Raw genomic sequence first — 24,006 nt, 5'->3', positions numbered from 1 at the left:
CTTATTCTTTTCTGTCAACAGTATAGGGCAATTTATAATTAACTACATATGGGCGTGGCCTACCATTTTCATAGAAAAATCTGCAAGCAGCATCGGGAATACTATCCAATTGGCACCAAACAATATCCTCAATTGGCTGACCGTCTATATTTACGCTATGGATATCAGTTAACGGCAATGCGCCAGAAAATGAATAGTGATTTTCCTTCATATTAAGTGACTTAAAGCAAGCATATGCAGTAAACACTGCTCTTTGTGAACCTAGGCGATTAATAGCAACAATTCCGATAGCAACTTTAGAATTTATGAGGGGAAGAGAATGATTTCTAAGCACGTTGCTTAACCATAAGTCCCTTTGATCTTTATACCCATTTCCAGCTAATGTTGGTACAAAATCCGCTTCACTAGCACCAGTATTACAATTACTAGCCACAGATGCTGTGGTACTTAAATCTGGAAAATGGATTTTTATTTGATTAAAATTCTGAGAAAACTTTCTTGACAACAAAACAGAACAAATTGAGTAATAATTATAGATCTCCGTTGAAATTACGACACGTTGTATGTAATCATATTCTGCATAATCATTTATCGAAATTACTTTAAAAACCCCCAGTACCGACCCGGTTAAAATAGCAACAGCAACCAAGGTCTCAATAAGAAAAGATCCTTTTTCTTTTAAGGGCAGGCGATAATAACTTTTCATGGTCTAGTGGTTCTGTTGTAGGATCTATAATTAATTATATAATCACTACCTGTTTAACTGTCGGAACACATTATCGAGATAATGTGTTTGGGATTATAAAAAATTAACCTTAAGATAATGAAAACAAAAGAACCACACTATAAACACACTGGGTTCACTTTAATAGAACTTATTTTAGTCTTATCTATAAGCGTAGCTTTATTTATTGCCAGCAATAGTTTTATCTCATCCTACTCAATAGGCAACCAAATAACAAAGATGGCTTACGCCAGCATTAACATATTCAGGGTCGGAAGCACTAGAGGAAGAATGTATGGATCTCCATGTTCACATATATACTCTGACAGCAAATTATCAACTTCATCTGATACGTACACAGTATTATGTTCAGAGTCAGGAAGAAATATTTCCATTATCGTAACAGGAAAAAAATCACTAGCTGGCATAAAGTACGAGCTATCGAACACGGGACCAAATCTTGTTATGAGAACATATCTATCAGGAACAATAATTACCAAATTTGATCCACCGCCAACATCAACCACAATAGAAGATTGCATTGTAGGAAATCTAGACCTAAGCTGCATAAGAAAATCTTCTGGTTTTATCCCTACTCCGTAAAACCTAGTTATCCCTAGCAAGATAACCAGCATGAACATATCTATTTCTAATTGGAACAACCATTTCTGCTACTACATAACGCCAATGCCTCCAGTTTGCTCGATCACCCACCTCAGATGGAAAATTAGACATAGGAAAATTACCACCCATCCACCGTGGTACCGGAGAATTAAAGGTAGGATCATAATTAGCTCTAACCAGCACAGCAAAACGAACTAAATCAACACTACCAACCTTAAGAAGTGGGCTACGCAACAGGGTATTAAAAGACGTAGGGGCATACCAATCCAGATTTCCTGGTGAAGATACTATTCCGTACTGTGCTTGCAAAGAAACCACAGATGGAGCAACACGTCTTGTAACTCCAGAAATTAAATTGCCTACATACAGTCCACCAGAATTATTAACATCGACATAAACACTATCAACATGAGCAGAACCAACACTCAACATTCCATATGACGGGGAATAAACACCATCCACACTGTACTCAAAATATGGTGCAGAGGGTATATATTCCACAGGAGTACCGGTAGAAGAAACTTCGTCATCATTTAAAAATTCAATGCCTCCTGTAGTTGCATCTCTGGCCGTCCTAACATTATTTTTCATCGTTCCACCGGAAGGTGCTCCATTTGCAGCAGCCCCCCCGTACAACCAAGAAAAATTATTACCACTACTAACAAAAACAGACTGATTTTCATAAAAATTCATTCCGCCACTTGAAGTAGCCGATAAAATTTTAAGTACCCCTCCTCCCCCGCTAGATACAGCTGCCAATTGACAAAAAGGAGGATATTTACTTGGAATAATAGAATCTCTAAATCGAAATAAAAAAGCATATTTGAAAGCAAAGACAGGCAAGGTATTGTAAACACCTAAAGTAAAAGTTGTATCCGAAAAAGCAGCGAGAGTAGATACGCCTGATGCTCCACCTTCTAACGGTGTTCGGGCACGAAAAAAACTACTTTCGTACAATGGCACGGTATTCCACACTATCGCCAATTGTGCAGAATTTATATCAGGTGTCTGAGCTGGCTTAAAAATAGCTACAGGACCGAAGGGAATAGAAATAGTGCCATTAACAGGATTACGAAATGTCAATAAACACTGCGGAATTTTCAGAGATTCAAATAAAACCCCACTCTTAGAAATCATTTCACGAATCATGGACGAAGCAGCAAAAGCTTCTTTGTATGCACTTACATACGCCTTATTATTAATCCCTTTCTTGACTAAACTTGCCGCTTGTAATATGACCAAAATAACGGCAGTAGAAATAACAACACCTATGACTGCTTCAGCTAGAGAAAATCCCCTACTCTTCATCCATTATCCTCATTAGTTAGCATCTGCATAATCTAACATCGTCCCATTCTACACTTGGACAATCAGAAAAACTAATTTCGCATAGCAACACCCTAGATCCAGTCAGCTTCAACTTGTATATCCTTGCATACGAAAATTCACTATCACTGGATGCCATAACTGGATAAACATATATATCGTTATCTCTGCTTCTAAAATCACCAAAAGTTCCGTCTACAATAGATACAAAGAATTTTGTATAGTACCTACCTTCCTGCGTGCCAATAGCACGAATCCTGTAAAAATCACTTTGGTAATTAGAAATATCGTCCCTTGAGTAAAAAGATGAATTAACAGATTTGCGGGCATCATTAGCGTAGGGGAGATCAAGCAAAACTTCTACATAATTGATATCACCGCTATTAACTTGATAGGGCAATCTACTAGCACTAGACGATATAGTTCTCAGGGTGCTGGTATTAATAAGGTCGGGAGAAAGAGCAAGCATACAGCCCCTATATAGATGAGGTAAGCACATAGAAACAGCCTCCTCTATTCTAGATTTAACTGATCGGGCATAACGAGATGCAGCATCATTTGCCAACCTAACCTTAAGAACCGGAACAGCCAAGCTCATCATCAAGGAAAAAATTAATAGAGCAACCAGAAGCTCCATAAAAGTGAAGCCTAAATAACTACTATAAGGATGGTACCTTGCTCTAAACATGAACTTAAACTTTAAAAAATAACTAATTAAATTATGATACGCAGTCGCCTTTTTTTGTTGCAATCAAACATTTAGAAGCATTGGTTGGCATAGTCCAACCTGTTGGTACAGAAATTGTACGAACCCCTGTCTCCGAAACCAGTGACTTAAGCAAAGAAAAACTTCCTGAACCGATAATCCGCACACGAAAACAGTTTCGATCCTCTGAACAAGTAAAGCGTAACTTACTGGTCATGACAGATGAAAATTCAGGATATGTAGCACAAAACCCTATATACGTATGTGCACTAGTAAAGTACTTACGCGCTAAAACCTGAGCATGCAACAAATGTGAGTTAGCCTCTGACAAATCAGCACGTATCCTATATCCTCCATAAAAAGTAACAGAGGAACCGATCAGCATCGCTATTATGACAATAGATACCAAAAGTTCTGGAAGAGTAAATCCAAACTTAGCAACAACAATTCGGTAAGCCATACATGACCCTAAACACACCTTAGGGATAGATTAAAAAAAAACACAACAAATCAGCTTATATATGGGTTATCAACGTGGATTTAAAAAAACCGGACAACGAAAATTAACTGTTTTTTGGTTAATAATAATAAAACTCTGACCCAAATCTAAACGGATGGTAACTGGATATTTCTTTTCACCACCATTAATATGGTCAGAAACATTTCCCAGTACGTTATTAATCGAGACATCCGGAAAATCATTTTCATCATTAATGTTAACATTGGCAGGTGAATAAGGATCATTTCTCCCTGCAGATACACCTGACAACAAAGATCCTACTACCGACATTCCAGATAAAACAAATCGTGGAGAAAAATTTTGCCAAAAATGGTGGTCTACAGTAGCTGAATTTCCGGTTGAACCGTCATAATCTGCACTGTAGAAGTCATTACCCGTCAATATCTTTCCGTTTGGCAATACAAATTGATCAAACTGAATTAACAATTTACCTGCAAAAACTGAACTCTTTCTATCAATGTGCCCAATAAACTTGCTTCCAACTGGTATAACGACACGTGATAAAGAAACAGAATCGTAGACATTGGCAGTAACTTGTGCCCGAACAATACCATCGGGAGGGGAAACCACACTCATCATCAACACCACAGGAATCGATGCCCCCTTAATCAATAGGCAAGGAGATGATATTCCTTCACGTCCTGGTACTACTTCATCATCCTGATATGCGATCATCGGACTCATAAAAGCAGAAACAAGCTCTTTATCTCGTTGGTAGATAAAAGCGCGCCGAACAAGATCTTTGTGCCTGGTCTCAATATGTCCACCGCGATCATGGTGTCCACCTTGCGGTAATATCATCTGTTTATCCAGAACATCTTTAACAATATCAACACTAGGTTTTTGCCTTGAAATCGCAGCTAGTCTTCTATCTTCAACTAAGCGCTTATCTTGCACATCCCGACGGTGCCTCAAAACATAACCCAGCATTGTGCTCAACAGACAAAACCACAGCAATAACCACGACAATCGGCGAACAAAATTTGCTCTCATAAATGCCGCTGCAAAAATGATGGATGAAATACATTGTGTATTATTTTTCTAATAGAAAAAGGTTCCCTTTTACACACCCGAACCATTTTGCGACCAGACTTAAGGATAACGCAATAATGAACGTGAGCAACCTTATAATAACGTCCCTGAACAATATATTCTTCTACCATAAGTTTACCATCACGATCGGCAACGAACAGTGCCGGCCAGTAACTCAAACTTACTGGCATTCTGATCCATACATGAGTACGATCATCGAAAACGGCATCCGGCATAAAGGCGACTGAAGAACCGTTTGAAGATATAACATAGTCAAAATTCAACTGCCCTACATCAACTTGATCATAAGAAGGTACATTATCAGTTGCCGAAGAATTATTATCTGTGTGCGACAAACTTACCTCCATAGCTGAAAAACCAGAAACATCACCATTATGAATACTTCTCCAAGAAACACGATGATACCAGTAGTGGTTATCATCTACAGACACTAACCACACCTGGTAACGCCGCTTACTAGTCAAAATAGTTATTGGATTTATGAGATGACTCTTGGTAGGTTTAAAAAATATATCCTGCTTGCTTTGGCTAATAGCATGAACCCACCTAGAAGTATCAGAAAGAAAAACACCTTTCAATAGTTCATCTGCAGGAAAAGAAATATCAGTCATTATACCAACGTGGGTATAGACAACATATGTTCTATCATCCCTGTAATCAAAAATAGCAATTGCTGGATCAGAATCATCATCACTCAAAGTATGTTCTGGTGGATGACAAATATGAAAGTGTTCAAGAAGGTAATCATCACAACGCAGACGAAAACCCTTATTATGTCCAGATTCAGCAGCAAATGTATAACTGGGGCCGATAAAAAAACTATCTATCGATAAAAAAGCAAAGCATAGTATTATGATCCGTCTCATCTAACACAATCATTCAAGAAAACAAATATGTCCGATATAATAAAGCTAGCTTTTAATTTATATGAAATACTTTTTTATCGGAATTAAAAACAAAGAAATAATTTAAGATATTTCGCTTTCGTCAAGGATTGGAGTAAATGGATAAAACAATAGCAATAGTATTTGACTTCGACGATACGCTGGCAAATGACAGCACATCGAACTATCTTCGTCTTCATGGAGTCTCTCCTTCCACTTTTTGGAAGCAAGAAGTGCAAAAGCTTGTAGATCGCAATTGGGACTTTGCTCTCGCATGGATATACGTCATAATGAATCATAGGAAATTTAACCCTAACCTACTAACATTAGAGTCACTTAAATCATTTTCGAAGAAGGTGAAATTTTTCCCCGGGGTTAAGGAAATTTTCGGTCACATAAGATCATACGTAGCGAGTATAAGAGCTGATAATAAAATTAATGTCGAGTTTTATATTATTTCCAGTGGAATCGGAACGATAATTGAAAATTGTGCCATAAGTAATGAGTTTACTGACATTTGGTCTACCAACCTTCTATTTGATGCCGAAGGAAACCCTATTTTCATAAAAAACATTGTCAGCTTCACTGAGAAAACTAAATTCCTATTTCAAATACACAAAGGAATCGTTGGCAACAGATTTAAAAATCAACCATTTGCCGTGAATGAATACATACCTAACAAAAACAGAAAAATACCATTCGAAAATATTATTTTCATTGGTGACGGCTACACCGACATTCCTTGTTTCTCCGTAGTAAAAAAATTTGGGGGGAAATCAATATGCGTATACGGTGGGGAAGAAGAAATTGGTGAAAACAAAGCGGCAATTCTCATTAAAGAAGGAAGAGTAACCAGATCAGTACTAGCAGACTACAGACCTAACAGCCCTCTGCACGAATTGCTTCTAGATTCTATACATCAAATAGCGACTTCACAAACCATGGTTAAGGCTATGATAAATGATGACTAATATCTCGTATATTGTCGTTATGAACTCTAAGTTGCTGCCGCATTGCTTCTATGTCTTTAACTGATAGACCACGTGAGGATTTCATCTGTAACTTAATTTCAGAAGCCACTTGCTTCTCTTTTTCAAGATCTTTAGCCATAACCTTTTTAGTGGAAAAAGAATTAGATGGCAATTGGGATTTCACTGTTCTCGACCCATCATCGTCATTCGAATAAACACCTATATTATTTTCCAACTCCAAACATCCGTCCTTCTTAGTGCTGGTATAAGTAATACTTTTTCCATCATCACACTTAAATATGGCAGAAAAAGAACACGTTGACACCATAATCATCGCTAATGCTACAAAGTACTTTAACACTTCAACCTCCGCAATGGCATAAAAACACATTCACGATCATAAAGTTCTTCCTTAAACATTAGCCCAAAACCAGCATCACATTAGTGTATTTAGAGTAATAAGACAAAGCTCAACTGCAAGAAAAATTTCACCAGTTTGATATAGGAAATGATCTGAGACAGGAAATTACCTGCAAGACAATGTAGGACAAATCACCAATAAAATAAAATCCTTAAGGGCAATCAACTTGCGATCAAAAAAATGGCTTGTTCGAGGAAAAACAACCACGGGTATACTTTGAGGTTCAGCCCATAAATATACTGACTCCAGCGGGATAAGTTCATCGAGTTCTCCATGGATAACTATGGAGTGAGATGGCACCGTCGGACAATCAAACCTAGAAACTGGCAATCCTGACAAAACAATATGGTCAAAAGAACATGAATTGGCTAAATGAGCACCAACGAAAGAACCAAAAGAAAAAGAGAAAAGCGCAGTCTTACCAGTATCAGAGTATCGATCATCACACCACTTTTTAACACACAAGGCATCATCTATTTCGCCGTGTCCATCATCGTAATGGCCGCAAGACTGACCAACACCGCGAAAATTAAAACGAACCGAGCAGTAACCCATGTCCAGCAGAGCTCTAGACAATATATATGGAACTTTATGGGTCATAGACCCCCCCATTAGAGGATGAGGATGTAGCACAATACCCCAACCTGCAGATTTTTTATCAGCAGGCTCTTCCACCAAAACCTCTATAGCACCAGAAGGGCCATTAATTAAAAACTTCTCTGTATATATGCCCATAAATTCTACAAAAATTTCCTAGAAATAGACAAATTGACGGAAAATTGCCGCGCAGCCTTCGAATAAACACTACCCGTTGCACCAAGTGACCACATGTACCCATCAAAGTTCCCACTAAGTCCCGTTTCAATATCGGAAGAATATTTTCCCGGCACGTAGACAGGCAAATGAAACACGGAGGGAAAAGTAATCAGACTAGCGTAAACATACCTCTTGCTAGTAACGTTCTCCCTAGTAAGCCAAAGCGTCACAAATGGACTAAGAGCGTGACCTGACCAGGAAAAATTACCCTTAACCAACCACCCTATGCTAGTACGAAAAGAATTCAGTTTCTGGTCAAAAAACCTCATGGAAGTGGAATTTCTAGCTGTTTCAGAAAAACCTCGGATAAAAGTGTAACGATATATAGCATCAAGTACAGGCCCATAGGTTAAGGAAGAAAACGATTTCCAAGGGTAAAAAGCACTAATTTCTCCCCAAGCTCCATATCCATTGGTACGAGAAGTTTCATTCCTAAAAGAGATACCCATAGGAATCTCTCTATTTATAAACGGATAAATAATTCCAATCCCTCCAATCTTAGCCGTCAACAACCAATTCTTGAAAAATCTTTGGTGATATGTAGTAATTCCGAACCAATTCATAAGATAAGAAGACCTATCTCCATTAAAGTAACCATAATTATCAGAGAAAAATGTCGTAAAGCCGCTATAGGAAGTAGCATCTGGATGTACATACGTCCAGCTTATAGCCAAACTATTGTCTTGAGGGGAAGGAGGAATGACAGGGGATACAACATTTATGTCATAGTTGCCGTGGGCAAGTGTGCCAGAAAAAATCCAATCACCGGCATTATGTACTCCAGCACGAATGCCCGCCAACACGTTATCTACTGAAGCCTTGTGAGAAAGAACCATAGCAGCAGGAATGCGCGGAAGGACCCCCATTAAAATAGGAGCCTCAAGAACCGACTGAGAATAGTCTGAAATTATTTTTTCTGCAGCTCCCCCAGGGTGCTTACCGTCCATAAAAAAGTAGTACGATGGAGCATCCCTACGCTTCCAATGATCAACGGCACAAGGACCAGCGGTAGAAAAAACTGAATCTGTACAACCCGAATCCGTTACGTTCTTGAAACCATAATCCTCATAGTTAGACAAAATTTCAGACATTAAAGTGGCCCAGTCGAGAACCAGTAAGTTGACACCATTCCCTCCACGATTGAGGTCAGATACTGTGGCCTGCAGCTTAGCATTAAAATAAGCTGTAACTGCGTTGAGTTCAGCTTCCTTGTGAAAAGCGTGTGCAGCTGGAGTAATCCCTAGCAAAGGAAGATCAGTCAATATTTGAAGGGAAGCTCCATCACTAGAAATAACCTCTACAATTTTTTTAGTGTTAACAACAGCGGATTCCACAGCCATCAGTATGTACTTTTCTAAATCAGGATCTAGAAAGTGTTTACTAATCTGATGAAAGATATCATTCCCCCCACCATCGAAAAAAACAATCCCGCCTTTCTTATGGATTGAATTTGTCCAATTCTTAACGGAATCAAGAACATTTTCCGTCTCTGCACCGGGAACAGCAAAATTGGTACCGCCAGCGCTAGCCGGATAAACTTCGTCTCCAAAATGTCTTCCAAAAAGTTCAGTCCACATAGGGTAGCCTATAGAAGTAAAAGGTCTGCCCCCTATGCCTCCGTCCTGCGCAACCAAACTATCACCAAAAAAAGTAAATGACCACATGCCATCATCATCAGCAAAACAACAAGAGCTAGCAATAAAAAAAGCCACCACAGCAAAAAATACACGGAACCTACCCACCACAATTACCCCCTTATTCATTGTCCTAGAATGGGCAAACAAGCACAATCACCAGTTATACCTAAAGCTCCAACCGCACCTTTCATATTTATGAAATTGCTCATCATGCCTTTTAGATACAACTACTAACGCAAGCTAATTTCTCAATCAAGCAGAAACAAGGATGATATTATCACTTGCAACACTTGTGTCACCCTACCATAAAATTGGCATAATATTTTGTTATACTTGTGCAAAAAATTAACCGATGAGAAAACATAAATCAATTCCATCTGTGAAAAAACTAAGCTAACACCGTCAAAAGCTTTAGTGTACTTTTTAGGGTACAATGTCTCACGTATGCATCGAGTAGACATCGGTCAAAAAGAGGAAAGATGATAATAGGGACGCCTTTCACTAAATCTTCACTACGGGTGTTGCTGCTTGGTTCTGGGGAAATAGGGAAAGAAATTGTTTTTTCACTACAACGACTTGGCTGTGAAGTCACTGCTGCTAGCTCTTACCCGAAAGCACCTGCTCAGCAAACCGCTCAAAAAAGTATTACGGCAGACCTTAGCGATCCGGATCAATTACTTCATATAGTTCATCAAGAAAAACCGGACATCATTATTGTTAGCGAATTAGGATCAATTGCCTATGAAGTTCTTTCACACATAGAAAAAGTAGGCCTATCAAGAGTCATTCCATCTTCTCAGGCTCTAGATATAACAACTAACCGCGAAAAAATGCGTAAACTAGCTGTGGAAGAGCTGGGATTGGTAACATCAGCATATGATTTCGCCAACAGCTATGATGAGTTACTGGAAGTTGTCAAAAACAAAATTGGATATCCTTGCATTATAAAGCCCACGACTTCATTCTCAGGAACTGACCAGACAGTAGTCAGCTCTGAGGAAGATTTGCTGCTAGCATGGTCCAAATCTCAGAGCAGTTCTAGCGTCATAGTGGAATCATTTCTCGAGGTTGACAACGAAATTACTGTACTAACTATCCGCCACCAACTACCGAATGGACAATTTGATGTTGGATTTTGCGATCCTGTAGGGCAAATCAAACATAATGGAAATTTCCATGAGTCATGGCAACCGGCCGATATAAGTCCCAAAGCGCTAGAACGAACACATCACTTTGCACGTCTAATAGTGGATAGATTAGGGGGTATAGGGTTGTTTGGTGTTGAATTTTTCGTTAGAGGTGAGGAGGTGTGGTTCTCAGAGGTTAGACCGAGCCCTCACAATTCCGGTCTAGTAACGCTCTGCTCACAATACCAAAGCGAGTTTGATCTACATGTGCGCGCTGCACTCAGCCTACCCGTTGACTTGCAACTTCGAGAACCTGGAGCCAGTCATGCAATAGTTAGCCCAGTGGAAGCGGAGGATGTTGTATACGACAATATTTACACAGCGCTTTCTTATCCAAAAACCAATATCATAATTTTTGGTGAGCCACGGAGTTGCATCGGTAAATGTATAGGAATTGCACTAGCTACTGGCAAAAACACCGACGAGGCCCGATTTGCTGCAATGAAATCAGCTAAATCAATTGAGATAAAAAAATCCACTGAATAACCTATTGATTGTATCAAACTTTTACCATATTATTTCTCGATGTGGCGTCTCTTGTTCGGTAACAGAAGAGGTTTGATGTTTCCTTATCAGTTGGTAATCAGCTTACGCTACGCCGCTGGAAAAAATAGCAGTAAGTTTGTCTCTATTGCATCTATCATCGGAATTGCCCTTGGCGTGTCTGCGCTGATTGTGGTCTTGTCCGTTATGAACGGATTCCAGGAGGAATTACGCAGGCGCATACTGGGGATTTCAGCCCACCTACAGATTTTAAACCAAGATGGTGTTTCTGTATCCAACTGGAAGCTGGTAAGAAAAAAAGTTGATGCCATTCGTAATGTGAGATCATCCGCACCTTTTGTAGGTGGTAGAGCGTTGCTAAAATCGGACTTAGCTACAAGTGGGCTTGTTATACGTGGAGTCGATCCGAATTTGGAGAAAGGAATTCTCAACATTACCAATCATTCTCTTGAAACATCACTTGATGCTCTTGATAAAACCCATTTTGGTATAGTACTGGGATCAGAATTAGCACGTCGGGCGGGAATAAGTTCAGGAAGTGACGTAGTAATAATAGTACCCCAAACTTCTCCAGGACTGTTTGACAGCTTGCCTAGACTGAAAAAATTCCATGTTGTGGGCACATTTAACGTGGGTATGTATGAGTATGATGCGAACCTTGCATACATCAGACTTGATGATGCGCAGAAACTTTATCAACTATCCAGTGATATATCTGGGATAAGTGTATCGGTAGCAAATTTATCTAATCTGTACCAAACTAAAGAGGACATTTATCGTTCTTTAACTTCACCAAATGAGCAGTACCACATATCTGATTGGCAAGATGAGCATTCTAGTTTATTTAGCGCCCTTGACATGGAAAAGAGGGTCATGTTCGTTATTTTAACGCTTATTGTTGCTGTAGCAACATTCAACATAATTTCTTCTCTAATAATGCTAGTCATAGAAAAACAACGCGATATAGCTGTACTAAGCACTATGGGAGTTACACCGTTGTCGATTATGTGCATATTCCTTTGGCATGGACTATTAGCATCAATGCTTGGAATAGGAATTGGAACAGGAGCTGGAATTTTATTAGCAAAAAACATAGGCACCATAGTTGCTGTTATCGAGAACATTTTACACATTCAAATCATCAACAAAGAGATCTACCTTCTATCCAAAGTTCCATCTAGCATACATCCTAGCGACGTTGTAACGATTATTATCATAACCTTTGTTTTGTCGATCTCCGCCACACTCTATCCAAGTTGGAAAGCAACACAGGTTGACCCAGCAACTATACTTAGAGATTAGAATATGGCAGCTATTTCGATGGACTCAATTACCAAGTACTACCGAACTAACCTATCTCAAGTACTTGTATTTAAAGAAGTTACAATAAAAGTAGATACTGGGGAACAATTAGCTATACTGGGGGACTCGGGATCAGGGAAGAGCACTTTATTGCAGTTGATGGGTGGATTATTATGCCCATCATCAGGAATAATCAAATGGTCTGAAGAAAATATCTGGGAACTGTCTCAACATCAACGAACAAAACGAAGAAATAGTCACATTGGATTTGTCTATCAATCTCACAATCTGCTGGATGAATTTACTGCCTTAGAAAATGTTGCTTTACCTCTCATGATCAGAGGAGAAAAAATTTCTGTAGCTAAAGAACAAGCTAAGATGTGGCTACAAAAAGTAGGATTAGAACACCGCTACAACCACTCCCCTCAGCAACTTTCTGGGGGAGAACGGCAGCGCACTGGAATTGCAAGGGCGCTTTGTGGGCTACCAAACTGCATACTCGCTGACGAACCAACAGGAAATTTGGACCACAAAACGGCACTAAATATTTTTACTCTTTTGCAAGAACTAAGTCACAAGCACAATATTGCTCTAGTCTTGGTAACTCATAATTTGGAATTGGCAAAAAAAATGCCTACAAATTATACCCTTACACAGGGATATCTTAAACGTGATGAATAGACGAATAGTAATTCTAATTCGCAATTTTTTCTCTTGTTTTAAAACAAAGAACATACCACCTAGTTTTTATCGAGCTCAGGTTAGAAAACATGATATTTCGGTGGATGAAACAAGAAATATCATGCTTAACCTATCACCTCAAGATAGGGGATTTTTTTATTTATTGGTCGATAAAATTCCAAAACAAGAAAAAAAATGGTGGATCTTATTCGAACCAGTTCATATTCGGGTTGGATGGAAATATAACTCCTTCATTTGTGGTAACAATTTATCTATATCCAACGAAGAATTATCAGGTTTTATTCAACAACTATCATCTATCGACAACACACATAAATGGGAAGCAACAAATGCCAATCGCTGGTTTTGCCTAGTAGATGAACCACCAAATATCTACGCTGAAGGTAACCATGATCCATCAGACCCCAAAACATCCGTTACATGGAAAAAAAAACTAACGGAATGGGAAATAGCTCTTCACAACTCTCCCATCAACAAGAAGTTGGAAGATAATAACCGCCCAACCATAAATGGGATAAAAATGGTTGCTAATGGTCCTGTAGAAACATCATGGACAACTCCACCAAACAACTTTAAGCACATTTGGACAAATGATCACTGGATACAAGATCTTTGTCGCTATCAAAACAAAGCAGTATACCCATTAGATGATTGTTACCCAAAGATAACTAACGACATGACAGGACCGTTTCTCATTGATGATCAATTACCATATTTTCCGTGGAATGAGGAACTAAGAAGAATTATCAACACCAAAAAAATAAACCTAGGTTCGATAGATCTTCATTTGGATGCCATCAATAAAAGTAGTAGTATAAGCCTTTCCCTGAATTACCTTGATCGCTACAAATTCTGGAGAAATAATCAGAGTTATATATTTCAACAAGTTAACAAATAGATCAACTGGATTGCGTCATGAGTCTCATAATACAAGAACGACCGTTTGATCATCAGGTTGTCAGAAATCTTATAAATTCTGGCCTTAACCCCATTCTGGCTCGCATTTTTGCCGCTCGTGGCATAGAAACCAATGAAGACATACAGGAATCGTTTAACAATTTAATACCCCCTTTTTCGATGAAAGGAATTGCACAAGCAGCTGAAATAATAACCCATGCAATACTTAGGAAGGAAAAAATAATAATACTGTCAGATTATGATTGTGATGGAGCAACTGGTTGTGCCCTAGGTCATGAAGCATTGTATAAACTTGGCGCTGACATCGGCTATTTTATTCCAGATCGAATTACGATGGGTTATGGATTAAGCCCAAAAGCTGTAGAAGCTCTAACAGAAAAGAGTCGCCCTGATTGGATCATAACTGTAGACAATGGCATATCAAGCATCGATGGCACACGTTACGCCAAGGAGAAAAACATAGGAGTCATAATCACTGACCACCATTTGGCTGGAAACGAACTTCCTGAAGCAGATGCTATTATTAATCCCAATCAGCCAGGTTGTTACTTTCCTAGTAAATACTTATCTGGCGTTGGCGTTATGTTCTACTTTATGCTGGCAGTTCGTCAATATATGCGCGACCAAAAAATACTATCTATTGAATCACAACCCAACTTCGCCCATCTGTTAGACTTGGTCGCTATTGGAACCATTGCTGACATGGTACCACTAGACAGAAACAACCGTATTCTAGTTCGCGAAGGAATGAACCGCATTAGAAGAGGAGTTGCTCATCCTGGAGTCATTGCCCTTTTCAAGGTAGCAAGAAAGGATTATAGAAATGCAACTACTCACGACATAAGCTTCTTGATAGCACCTCGCATCAATGCTGCCGGTCGTCTTTCAGACATGAAAGCAGGCATCAACTGTCTTCTAGCCTCATCAGAAACTGAGGCCTACGATCTAGCAAAGATATTAAACAGTTTTAACAATAAAAGAAGAGTTATGGAAGTTGCTATGCGCGATCAAGCCATGTCTAAATTAGCGGACATACCCATCGACAAAAAAACTGTGGTTCTATACGACAGCAACTGGCATCCTGGATTAGTCGGACTAGTTGCTAGTAGAATTAAGGACGCGTCACAACGTCCGACAATCGCCTTTTCCAATTGTGGAGATGGGTTATTACGTGGGTCTGGAAGGTCAACCTCAACAATCAACCTCAAGAAGGTGTTTGACATCATAGACAGCCATTATCCAAAAGTAATTCTCCAGTATGGTGGCCATTCATCAGCCGCAGGATTAACTTTGGATGAAAAAAATTTATCAGATTTTATGGGTGCCTTTGAACAAGTTGTTAATCAGGAGATCAAAAACGCCATCATCTCTGAAGAAGTATTTACAGATGGATCGTTAAATCCGAACGATATAAACATGGGATTAATAGATGAAATTGAAGGAACTGTATGGGGAAAAGATTTTAGCGAACCGGTTTTTTGTAATCAATTTGAAATTAAAAATATTAAAATTATTCACAGCAAACACATCTCGTTCAGGATAAAACATGGAGCATATACTTTCCCAGCCATGCAATGGAACCGCAAAACCATTCCAGATAGCCCTGGGCGCGCTATTTATCAATTAAAATCTGGCAGATTTGGTCAAAGAGAACCATCGCTAATAATAACTGCGTGGGAAAACGATTAATATCATATCTTTGGACTAACAAACGCCATGACCCTAGACATAAACCACATAGCGTTCCTAATTGGAGTTGGGAGTTTCCTTGCTCCAGATAAATTAGCATGATTTTGGTGTTGTTGTTCTTCTTTTTTCATAACGGAGAAAATAGCATAACTTTTAGGATCTTCATCTGCCAAAACTTCCAAATGTTCCTCCAGATGTCGGACAACCTGCTTTTCTGTTTCTTCAAGAAAACCCAAACTCCACTGATCACCGCAAGAACCAGCAAAAAATCCTATTAAAAAAGATGAAATATACCAAATTGGTAATAATTTACTCGGCGATGCGTCCAATTCCCGCAGTCGGCTCAAGCACCAATAAAGGTGATCAAATTCTTCAACAGCCGCACGAAATAACTGTTTTTGTAGGGCTAAATTAACAGATGACAAAATCTGTCCCTGATACAGACCCTGGGCACACACTTCACCAACATGATTAATACGAAGCAAACTCACACTTTTTTTTCTCTGATGATCAGAGATAGGATAAACATCACCTTCTGGAAGGGGTACGGGCCGCGCGGAAAATACGGTACCAGTCATTGACCGCAGAAAAGCATCCACAGATATAATTAAACGTTCCATAAAAACTACTCTTACAAAAAAAAGGAGCAAATTTCATGCTCCTTTTCCGAAACGAGGTAACTACTAAAAATTATAGCGAACACCAAAGGCAATCTCTGAAAGATTATTTCCCAGTACGGGAGGCATAGGACCAGGCAAAGAAGCAGTATTAATCGTGTAAGCAGAGTGACTACCATTTATATCATTGCTCATTTTAGACCCTGATAGATACACGGTAATATCCTTACTAAGCTGGTAAAGATAAGCTAAACCAAACAAGTGAGAATCAGAAGTATCACCATTAATTCCAAGTTTAGCCAACGAAGCATAGTCAGTCTTATCTGACAAGAATGAGAAGTTGGTAACAAGAGTACCTCGACCAATCAACACTGAAGCACCAATAGTAAAGATGTTTCTCTTATACCCATCTACTTCGAAATTTACGGCCGGGAAAAGTACAGTCCTATAATTTCTGAAACTAGCAAAAGTCTTAACCTTACTCAAAGAGTAGGAAGCACCAAAAACGTACCCGACTGATCTAACCGGCCTGAAAAAATTAGGGGCCGTCATGCTGGAATAAAGTTGATCATAGCCAAAACCAACATACACCGGACCGTTAGCATACTGAGCACTAGCACCGTATGAAACACCACCACTAACAGGCTTGACAGGATCGACAAAATCATTTTTAGTCATATTCTGATCACCCGCAGAATATGAAAACTGCGCCATAAACCCGCCCCGGTTAAGGGTAGTAAACTTAACAGAGTTATCCAACCGATCAGGAATAGACCAATAATTATCAACGGTGAACCCCAAACCACCACAAGTAGGTTCGAGATTACATTCTACATAAGCAATAGGGGAGTATTGCCTACCAAATGAGAACTCACCATACTTGGTTGCCAAATAAACCCGCGCAATACGATTCCAAAGGGGATTCCTTGTAGCGCCAGGGATATAAACCGTCTGATTAATATTACTCGAAGAGTCAAGTAGTAGCCCCCTCTCAAATATAAACCCCGACTCCAATTGAAAACCGGCCTTCAACCCGTTACTGAGCTTCTGCTCTCCCTTTATACCCAAAACAGAAGGATTCAAAATACCAGAGGTGAAATGACTAACACTCTTTGAATTACCATCGGCATCAAGACCTAGATCAACATACTCAAAACCTACGTCAGCAGTACCATAGATTGTCAAATCAGCAAAAACCGGAGCCGCAGCAAACACAGCAATAGCGGCAACAAGTATCTTCTTCTGCATCAAAGCTCCCCTCAGAGAAATTAACTACCGGACAACCCGGCACTACCCAAAAACGCACATACACGCATTATCTTCAGGCGTGCGCAATGCGTATTCTCCCAAAATGAACAACAATAAACAACCAAAGATAAGATAAGCTCCAAAATACGTAGCTTTTTAGCAACGAAGAATTGAATAATCAATAATTAAACTAAAAAGTGAAGAGAGACACCACTTGGAGCAAAGATATCTTTCACCTTGCACTCAGATATTAAATGTAAATGGCGCAATTTTGCGAATAATATTTTCATTTACATTTAATCCATTAAGACACTCCTAAACTTCTGCACCGTCTCCACATAGGACTCAGATTGTCCAAAAAAAGCCGACCCCATAACAAAAATGTCAGCCCCACGCTGAGCCAACTCGCAAACATTACAAACTGATACCCCCCCATCCACTTCAATATTAATTCGTCTACTCGTTTTTGCGTAATAAAGATCCAAACGATACTTTAAACTATTTATCTTTGGCAACACACTATGAATCATTTTCTGTCCAGCAAATCCTGGATTCACCAACATAACCAGCACAAGATCTACGCTATCAAGAACATAATCAAGAACACAACATGGCGTAGCCGGATTTAGTGCCACACCAGCCAAACATCCACACTCACGAATCAGTGATAACGAACGATTGAGGTGATTAGTTGATTCAGGATGAATGGTTATAATTCTCGCACCACTCTTGGCAAACATCGCTATGAAATCATCGGCACGATTCACCATAAGGTGAACATCTATGGGCATAGCAGTACTTGAATGTATAGCTTTACAAACACAAGGACCAACTGTCATATTAGGAACGTAATGACCATCCATAACATCAAAGTGAACCCAATCTGCACCAGCATCTTCTATCGCCCTCACCTCTTCCCCTAAGCGAGAAAAATCAGCTGATAAAATGCTGGGCGCGATACGAACACCTGACATAGAATACTCCATACAAACAGTTATAACCCTACACCCTAGTAAAAGGAGTAACACCTATGACTACGAGTCACTATCAATGGGAAATATTTAGCACCCTCTCACCTCAACACATACGTGACCAAACAAAAGAACTGCTCAACAGAACAACTATCATTGTTAATGGTATAGCAAATAATAGCACACCTCCTTCGTGGGAAAATTTTGCCCTTCCTATGGAGGACATTGCCCAGACGATAGAGGCTTTTTGGTCTCCAGTAAGCCATCTCAACGCAGTCATGAACACAGATGAATGGAGGGAAGCATTCAATCAATCACACCCGCTCATAGTAGAATACTTTACCAAATTGCAACAAGACACTAGACTTTATGAGAGGTATGTATCCATAAAAAAATCACCTGATTACAAAAATTTTAGCCCAGAACAAAAAAGGGTGGTAGAACTATCAATAAGAAATTTTGAACTTTCTGGAGTAGGATTACAAGAAGAAAAAAAACAGCACCTCTTCGCAGTTGTAACAAAATTGGCGCAACTAATGAACAACTTTGCTGAAAACCATTTAGACAGCACCAATTTTTTTAAGCTCCACGTAGAAGACGAAAAGGAACTAGATGGCATTCCAGAGTCAGTAAAAGATAGAGCTCGCGAGCTTGCAGAAAAACAAAATCCTACAAAATTAGGATGGATACTAACCCTGCAGGAACCTTGTCTTGGTCCAGTTATGAGTTACGCAAAAAGCTCAACCCTTCGTGAAAAACTTTATAAAGCCTACAAAACGCAAGCGTCAGAATTATTTCCATCATATGCCGGTGGATCCAAGCTTTGGGACAACAGTCAGAACATAAACGATATAATGGACCTAAGACTGGAAAAAGCAAAATTATTGGGTTTTTCCAATTTTGCTGAATATTCCTTAGCACTTAAAATGGCTGACACTACTGATGAGGTAACAAACTTTCTAAACAACTTACTTCTTCGCGTCAAACAAGTTGGAGAAAAAGAAAAACAAGAATTGCAAAAATTTTCTAAGGATACTCTAGGAATAGATCAACTACAGCCCTGGGACATTGGATACGCATCGGAACAACTAAAACTTTCTAAATTCCAAATAGACGATGAAGAAATTAGAAAATATTTCCCCTGTGAAAAAGTAATACAGGGTTTGTTCCTATTAGCAGAAGAGCTTTATGACATTTCGATAGAGAAAATAGAGGTTCCCGTCTACCATCATGATGTTATGGTATATCAATTAACAGACAAAACCCAAAAAAACATCATTGGTCATTTCTACCTTGACCTTTTCGCTCGTGAAAACAAAAGATCTGGAGCTTGGGTTGACTCGTGTAGAACACGCCATCGTAACGCCAATGGAAAACTTGATACACCCATAACGTACATAGTATGCAACTTCCCCAATAGTACCAGCACACGACCATCATACTTGTCTCATTATGAAATTTTGACCTTATTCCACGAATTTGGTCACGCATTACACCAATTGTTGACAAGTGTAGAACTGCACAGCATTGCCGGATTTAATGGTGTTGAATGGGACGCAGTAGAATTACCATCACAGTTCATGGAAAATTTTGCTTGGGACCAAACCATTCTAACCAGTCTAAGTTCTCATGAAACAACTACTGCACAGCTACCGGAAGATCTTTACCTAAAAATAATTGATGCTAAAAACTTCCAAGTTGGTCTCAGGTGGCTAAGACAGATTGAGTTTTCAATTTTTGATTTTCAACTTCATAAAAATTGGTCGAAAGAACCAAGAACAAGTGTCATGGAGGAACTCTGGCAAGTACAAGATAAAGTTGCAGTTATTATACCGCCTAAGTGGAATCGCTTCCCAATGACATTCGACCACATCTTTGCCTGTTCTTACTATGCTGCCGGTTACTATAGTTACAAATGGGCAGAGGTTCTTTCTGCCGATGCATTCGCAGCCTTTGAGGAAAACGGCACAATAGTTAACAAGGACATAGGGAACAAATTCCTTAAGGAAATCATTTCTCGAGGAGCTTCCCGCCCCATGAAAGAATCGTTCTTTGTATTCCGTGGGCGAGAACCTGAAATAAATGCGTTACTAAGGCATAACGGCATCTAACAAAACAAACTAGACGTCAATCAAAAAACCCTTATCAATATAGTCGGCTCTATTTTTTTCTGGACCTAGAACAATCATAACATCATTAGCCTGGAGTCTAAAATCCTTTTCGGGGGACATTATACGATCAGTCCCTCTTTGTATACTTCTAACGGATATACCTCCTTTAAAAAACCCCAATTCATCTAGGGATAAACCAATGGATGGTGATCCCTCGGGAAGAGAGCACTGCCACCAAGAAAGAGGTTCTTCACCATCGCCAGAATAACCTCCGAAAAACGAATAAATCAATGCGTAATTTTTAGCTCGCACACGATTCACCATCTTACGTACCCTAAACATAGGCAAACCACTGAACGTCATAGCATGAGTCAACAGTAGCAAGCTAGTCTCTAACACTTCCGGAACAACCTCACTAGCACCTGCTTCCAAAATACGTGATATGTCAATCATAAGGGAAACTCTAGATACAATGGGAATTTCTTCATTATGTTTCCTAACATCCTCAATGATACGCCGCGCTTCTGCACAACCAGGAAAAGCTATGACTAAAGCACTAGCCCTATCTAACCCAACTGCCTGTAACAAATCTATTGACGGTTCACCGTGAATCACCAAACCACTGTAGGTATTCGCTGAACGAACAACATCCTCATTAATATCAATCACTGTATACGGAACCGACTCTTCTTCAAATACACGGCATATAAATTGACCGTGCTGCCCAAACCCAATAACTATTACATGCTTGTTTTGAGATTGTGATTTTTCTATGATTCCAGCAAGATAATTTTCACGAATATTTATAGCAACACGGAAATTGGCATCCATAAACCTGTGACTATACTGGATAAGTATGGTCACTAAGATCATGGATAAAACCATAGAAACAATTAAAATTTTTTCGAGATCAGGGTCAACCAAACTTGTACTTTGTCCAATTGCCAACATAACAAAGCTAAACTCGCCTGCAGAACACAGCCATACTCCGGTTTTGCTAGCCGTGAGCAAATCGCGGCTGAATATATAACTCACTAATGCGGTTACAATACCCTTTAAAACCATAAGTGTAATAACTATTGCCAGAACAATAGGAAAATTATGCAATAGTATGGACAGGTCAAGGTTCATGCCCAATGTTACAAAAAATATCCCCAGCAATATATCGCGGAATGGACTAATATCCTCCTCTACCTGGCATTGATACTCGGTATCTGACAATAACATCCCTGCCAAAAAAGCTCCTAACTCCATTGGCAAATTCATAAATATCATCAAATAGGACAAACCCATGCTTACAAAAAATATATTGAGCAGGAACAGCTCATGGGACTGCCCACGGGACACTATATCAAACCACTTGTGCATTACGGGTCTGCCCCACCTTAAAACAACTGCTAAAACAAATACTGATTTAGCCATGGCCAAGGCAATAGTAACCGCAAGAGAAGAACCTGACTCACCTAAAGCTGACAAAATAATCAGCATAGGAACGATAGCAATGTCCTGAAATAATGCTATCCCCAAAACTTCATAACCATGAGCAGAATGAACAACACCCCTTTCCACCAACATCTTCCCGACAATAGCCGTAGACGACATAGAAAACATAAAACTCATCAATAAAGACGATTGCCAAGATAAATGAAGAATCACAAAACAAAGACAAAAAGTAAGAACTGCTACTAGAAGAACTTGGGTTAGTCCAACCTGAAATACTAACCTCTGGATAGCTCGAAGCTTTTCGAGACTAAATTCTAGTCCCATTGTGAACAACAGCAATGCAATGCCAAACTCTGCTAGTTCCTTTAGTACATTTGCATCTGCCAAACTTATCTTCAAAATTCCGGACAGCAAAATACCTACGATTAGGTATCCAATCATAGCTGGTAAATTAAATCGTCTGGCGAGCGTTACTGAAACAACTAACCCACCTACGATCGAAACAAAAAAACCCAAACCAACCATTACGTCATCCCGTTAATTACTAATTTAATCCTAGTGCAGTCAGTGTAAAACAATACATCCCCCTACACTCAACATGCTCAAAAAAATATAACTAAAAGATCTTGAAAGTCCAAACAGTCACATTTCAAAGTCAAAGTTATTATAAGTAAATAATATCTTCCTGCACTACTTGCTTTTAACAAAACTGGGAAAAGAACACCTCAAGATTCGATTATAGTAGAATGCCAGCCTGATGCATCATTAACTATTATTAATCTTGGTATAGAATTTGGAGAAACCAGTGACAGAAAATTTAGTCCTTTTTGATAAAAGAGAAAAATATGCAATATTGCGTCTAAATAGGCCAGAAACTCGTAATGCGCTAAATAGTGAACTTTTACAGGAACTATCGTCTCATCTATTAACCATAGAGAATGATAGTAAGTTACATTGCGCAATTTTGACCGGCCATGAAAAATTTTTTGCAAGTGGCGCCGACATAGAAATGATGAGATCTCTGTCACACTCAGAGTCTTTTCTATCGAACTTCATTAGTGATTTTGATCCTATATCCAGTTTCCGCAAACCTTTGATTGCGGCTGTTTCCGGATATGCACTTGGTGCTGGCTGCGAATTAGCCTTAATGTGCGACATCATACTAGCCGCTGATAGTGCTCGATTTGGCCAACCCGAAGTTAATCTAGGAATAATACCTGGTGCAGGAGGAACACAAAGATTGGGAAGAAGCATCGGCAAAGCAAAAACAATGGATATGTGCATGAGTGCTCGCATACTAACAGCTGAAGAGGCTGACATTGCTGGATTGGTAAGCAGGGTTATCCCTGATAAAGATTTAATTACTGAAGCCGAAGAAATAGCACAAAAACTCGGATCGTTATCATTGCCAGTATTAATGAAAATTAAATCTTCGGTCATAAATTCATATGAAACTTCTTTGTTCGCTGGCACTCACTTGGAAAGACAGCTTTTCTATTCTTGTTTCTCAACCCATGACCAGAAGGAAGGGATGTCTGCTTTTTTGGAGAAAAGATCACCGGAATTCCACAATGAGTAAAAAAAATTATTGACAACTGTAGTTATTGCTCTGCAAGATAGGTTATTCCTTTT

At 39.2% G+C, this 24,006-nt stretch carries 22 protein-coding genes and 1 pseudogene; 9 read left to right on the top strand and 14 right to left on the bottom strand.

Going from position 1 to position 24,006, the window contains the following annotated elements:
• Position 1 precedes the first annotated feature (1 nt).
• On the bottom strand, positions 2–706 hold the full coding sequence (locus Arg41_RS03245) for a hypothetical protein (RefSeq protein ID WP_092342926.1): 705 nt from the start codon (positions 704–706) through the stop codon (positions 2–4).
• 117 nt (positions 707–823) lie between these two features.
• Here Arg41_RS03245 and Arg41_RS08505 point away from each other — a divergent pair.
• Positions 824–904, top strand: a pseudogene (locus Arg41_RS08505) (type II secretion system protein); the annotation flags it as partial.
• 65 nt (positions 905–969) lie between these two features.
• On the opposite strand, the gene Arg41_RS08320 reads toward Arg41_RS08505, so the two are convergent.
• From Arg41_RS08320 to Arg41_RS03215, 6 genes are all read right to left on the bottom strand, one after another.
• Positions 970–1,359 carry a hypothetical protein gene (locus Arg41_RS08320; protein WP_092342925.1) on the bottom strand — a complete coding sequence of 130 codons (390 nt, stop codon included), beginning with the start codon at positions 1,357–1,359 and terminating at the stop codon, positions 970–972.
• Positions 1,331–2,656, bottom strand: coding sequence for a hypothetical protein (locus Arg41_RS03235; RefSeq protein ID WP_092486413.1), 1,326 nt, complete (start codon positions 2,654–2,656; stop codon positions 1,331–1,333). Before Arg41_RS03235 ends, Arg41_RS08320 begins: the two co-directional genes overlap by 29 nt.
• Positions 2,657–2,672: 16 nt before the next feature.
• The gene (locus Arg41_RS03230) at positions 2,673–3,311 is read right to left on the bottom strand and encodes a hypothetical protein (protein ID WP_092342923.1); all 639 of its coding nucleotides are present in this window, start codon (positions 3,309–3,311) and stop codon (positions 2,673–2,675) included.
• 82 nt (positions 3,312–3,393) lie between these two features.
• Positions 3,394–3,840, bottom strand: coding sequence for a type IV pilin protein (locus Arg41_RS03225; protein ID WP_092342922.1), 447 nt, complete (start codon positions 3,838–3,840; stop codon positions 3,394–3,396).
• 69 nt (positions 3,841–3,909) lie between these two features.
• Positions 3,910–4,893, bottom strand: a complete 984-nt coding sequence (locus tag Arg41_RS03220; RefSeq protein WP_092342921.1) for a TraB/TrbI/VirB10 family type IV secretion system protein — start codon at positions 4,891–4,893, stop codon at positions 3,910–3,912.
• Entirely contained in the window at positions 4,890–5,819 is a 930-nt protein-coding gene (locus Arg41_RS03215) for a TrbG/VirB9 family P-type conjugative transfer protein (RefSeq protein WP_092342920.1), read from the bottom strand. The genes Arg41_RS03220 and Arg41_RS03215 overlap by 4 nt, the downstream gene beginning before the upstream one ends.
• Before the next feature lie 137 nt (positions 5,820–5,956).
• Here Arg41_RS03215 and Arg41_RS03210 point away from each other — a divergent pair, with 137 nt between their 5' ends.
• Positions 5,957–6,808 (top strand): haloacid dehalogenase-like hydrolase, encoded by an 852-nt coding sequence (locus tag Arg41_RS03210; RefSeq protein ID WP_092342919.1) that lies wholly within the window; start codon positions 5,957–5,959, stop codon positions 6,806–6,808.
• On the opposite strand, the gene Arg41_RS03205 is transcribed toward Arg41_RS03210, so the two are convergent.
• The 3 genes from Arg41_RS03205 to Arg41_RS03195 all read right to left on the bottom strand — a co-directional run bounded on the left by Arg41_RS03205 (position 6,789) and on the right by Arg41_RS03195 (position 9,790).
• On the bottom strand, positions 6,789–7,169 hold the full coding sequence (locus Arg41_RS03205) for a hypothetical protein (protein WP_157722254.1): 381 nt from the start codon (positions 7,167–7,169) through the stop codon (positions 6,789–6,791). The two genes, Arg41_RS03210 and Arg41_RS03205, sit on opposite strands and share 20 nt — an antisense overlap.
• Before the next feature lie 165 nt (positions 7,170–7,334).
• Positions 7,335–7,964 (bottom strand): alpha/beta hydrolase, encoded by a 630-nt coding sequence (locus Arg41_RS03200; protein ID WP_092342917.1) that lies wholly within the window; start codon positions 7,962–7,964, stop codon positions 7,335–7,337.
• A 5-nt stretch (positions 7,965–7,969) separates the two neighbouring features.
• Positions 7,970–9,790, bottom strand: coding sequence for an SGNH/GDSL hydrolase family protein (locus Arg41_RS03195; protein WP_157722253.1), 1,821 nt, complete (start codon positions 9,788–9,790; stop codon positions 7,970–7,972).
• A gap of 371 nt (positions 9,791–10,161) precedes the next feature.
• On the opposite strand from Arg41_RS03195, the gene purT reads away from it, so the two are divergent.
• The 5 genes from purT to recJ are packed head-to-tail and all read left to right on the top strand — an operon-like array spanning position 10,162 to position 15,984.
• Positions 10,162–11,355 carry a formate-dependent phosphoribosylglycinamide formyltransferase gene (gene purT / locus Arg41_RS03185; RefSeq protein WP_092342914.1) on the top strand — a complete coding sequence of 398 codons (1,194 nt, stop codon included), beginning with the start codon at positions 10,162–10,164 and terminating at the stop codon, positions 11,353–11,355.
• A gap of 39 nt (positions 11,356–11,394) precedes the next feature.
• Entirely contained in the window at positions 11,395–12,675 is a 1,281-nt protein-coding gene (locus Arg41_RS03180) for a lipoprotein-releasing ABC transporter permease subunit (protein WP_092342913.1), read from the top strand.
• 3 nt (positions 12,676–12,678) lie between these two features.
• Positions 12,679–13,356, top strand: a complete 678-nt coding sequence (locus tag Arg41_RS03175) for an ABC transporter ATP-binding protein (protein ID WP_092342912.1) — start codon at positions 12,679–12,681, stop codon at positions 13,354–13,356.
• Positions 13,346–14,275: a hypothetical protein gene (locus Arg41_RS03170; RefSeq protein ID WP_139057333.1), complete on the top strand. Its 930-nt coding sequence runs from the start codon at positions 13,346–13,348 to the stop codon at positions 14,273–14,275. Before Arg41_RS03175 ends, Arg41_RS03170 begins: the two co-directional genes overlap by 11 nt.
• Before the next feature lie 17 nt (positions 14,276–14,292).
• A complete protein-coding gene (gene recJ, locus Arg41_RS03165) occupies positions 14,293–15,984 on the top strand; it encodes a single-stranded-DNA-specific exonuclease RecJ (protein WP_092342910.1) in 1,692 nt (563 codons plus the stop codon).
• Between the two features lie 2 nt (positions 15,985–15,986).
• On the opposite strand, the gene coq7 is transcribed toward recJ, so the two are convergent.
• The 3 genes from coq7 to rpe all read right to left on the bottom strand — a co-directional run bounded on the left by coq7 (position 15,987) and on the right by rpe (position 18,823).
• A complete protein-coding gene (gene coq7, locus Arg41_RS03160) occupies positions 15,987–16,604 on the bottom strand; it encodes a 2-polyprenyl-3-methyl-6-methoxy-1,4-benzoquinone monooxygenase (protein ID WP_092342909.1) in 618 nt (205 codons plus the stop codon).
• A 63-nt stretch (positions 16,605–16,667) separates the two neighbouring features.
• Positions 16,668–17,849: a porin gene (locus Arg41_RS03155; RefSeq protein ID WP_092342908.1), complete on the bottom strand. Its 1,182-nt coding sequence runs from the start codon at positions 17,847–17,849 to the stop codon at positions 16,668–16,670.
• A gap of 296 nt (positions 17,850–18,145) precedes the next feature.
• Entirely contained in the window at positions 18,146–18,823 is a 678-nt protein-coding gene (rpe, locus tag Arg41_RS03150; RefSeq protein WP_092342907.1) for a ribulose-phosphate 3-epimerase, read from the bottom strand.
• A 56-nt stretch (positions 18,824–18,879) separates the two neighbouring features.
• On the opposite strand from rpe, the gene Arg41_RS03145 reads away from it, so the two are divergent.
• Complete coding sequence (locus tag Arg41_RS03145; RefSeq protein ID WP_092342906.1) at positions 18,880–20,931, top strand: M3 family metallopeptidase; 2,052 nt, start codon at positions 18,880–18,882, stop codon at positions 20,929–20,931.
• Positions 20,932–20,940: 9 nt separating this feature from the next.
• On the opposite strand, the gene Arg41_RS03140 is transcribed toward Arg41_RS03145, so the two are convergent.
• Positions 20,941–22,899, bottom strand: coding sequence for a monovalent cation:proton antiporter family protein (locus Arg41_RS03140; protein ID WP_092342905.1), 1,959 nt, complete (start codon positions 22,897–22,899; stop codon positions 20,941–20,943).
• Between the two features lie 280 nt (positions 22,900–23,179).
• On the opposite strand from Arg41_RS03140, the gene Arg41_RS03135 reads away from it, so the two are divergent.
• Complete coding sequence (locus Arg41_RS03135; protein WP_092342904.1) at positions 23,180–23,953, top strand: enoyl-CoA hydratase-related protein; 774 nt, start codon at positions 23,180–23,182, stop codon at positions 23,951–23,953.
• Positions 23,954–24,006: the final 53 nt, after the last annotated feature.

This window comes from Candidatus Ichthyocystis hellenicum (assembly GCF_001460935.1).
Taxonomy (GTDB): Bacteria; Pseudomonadota; Gammaproteobacteria; order Burkholderiales; family 2013Ark19i; genus Ichthyocystis; species Ichthyocystis hellenicum.
This window is presented reverse-complemented; position numbering and strand designations above follow the sequence as displayed.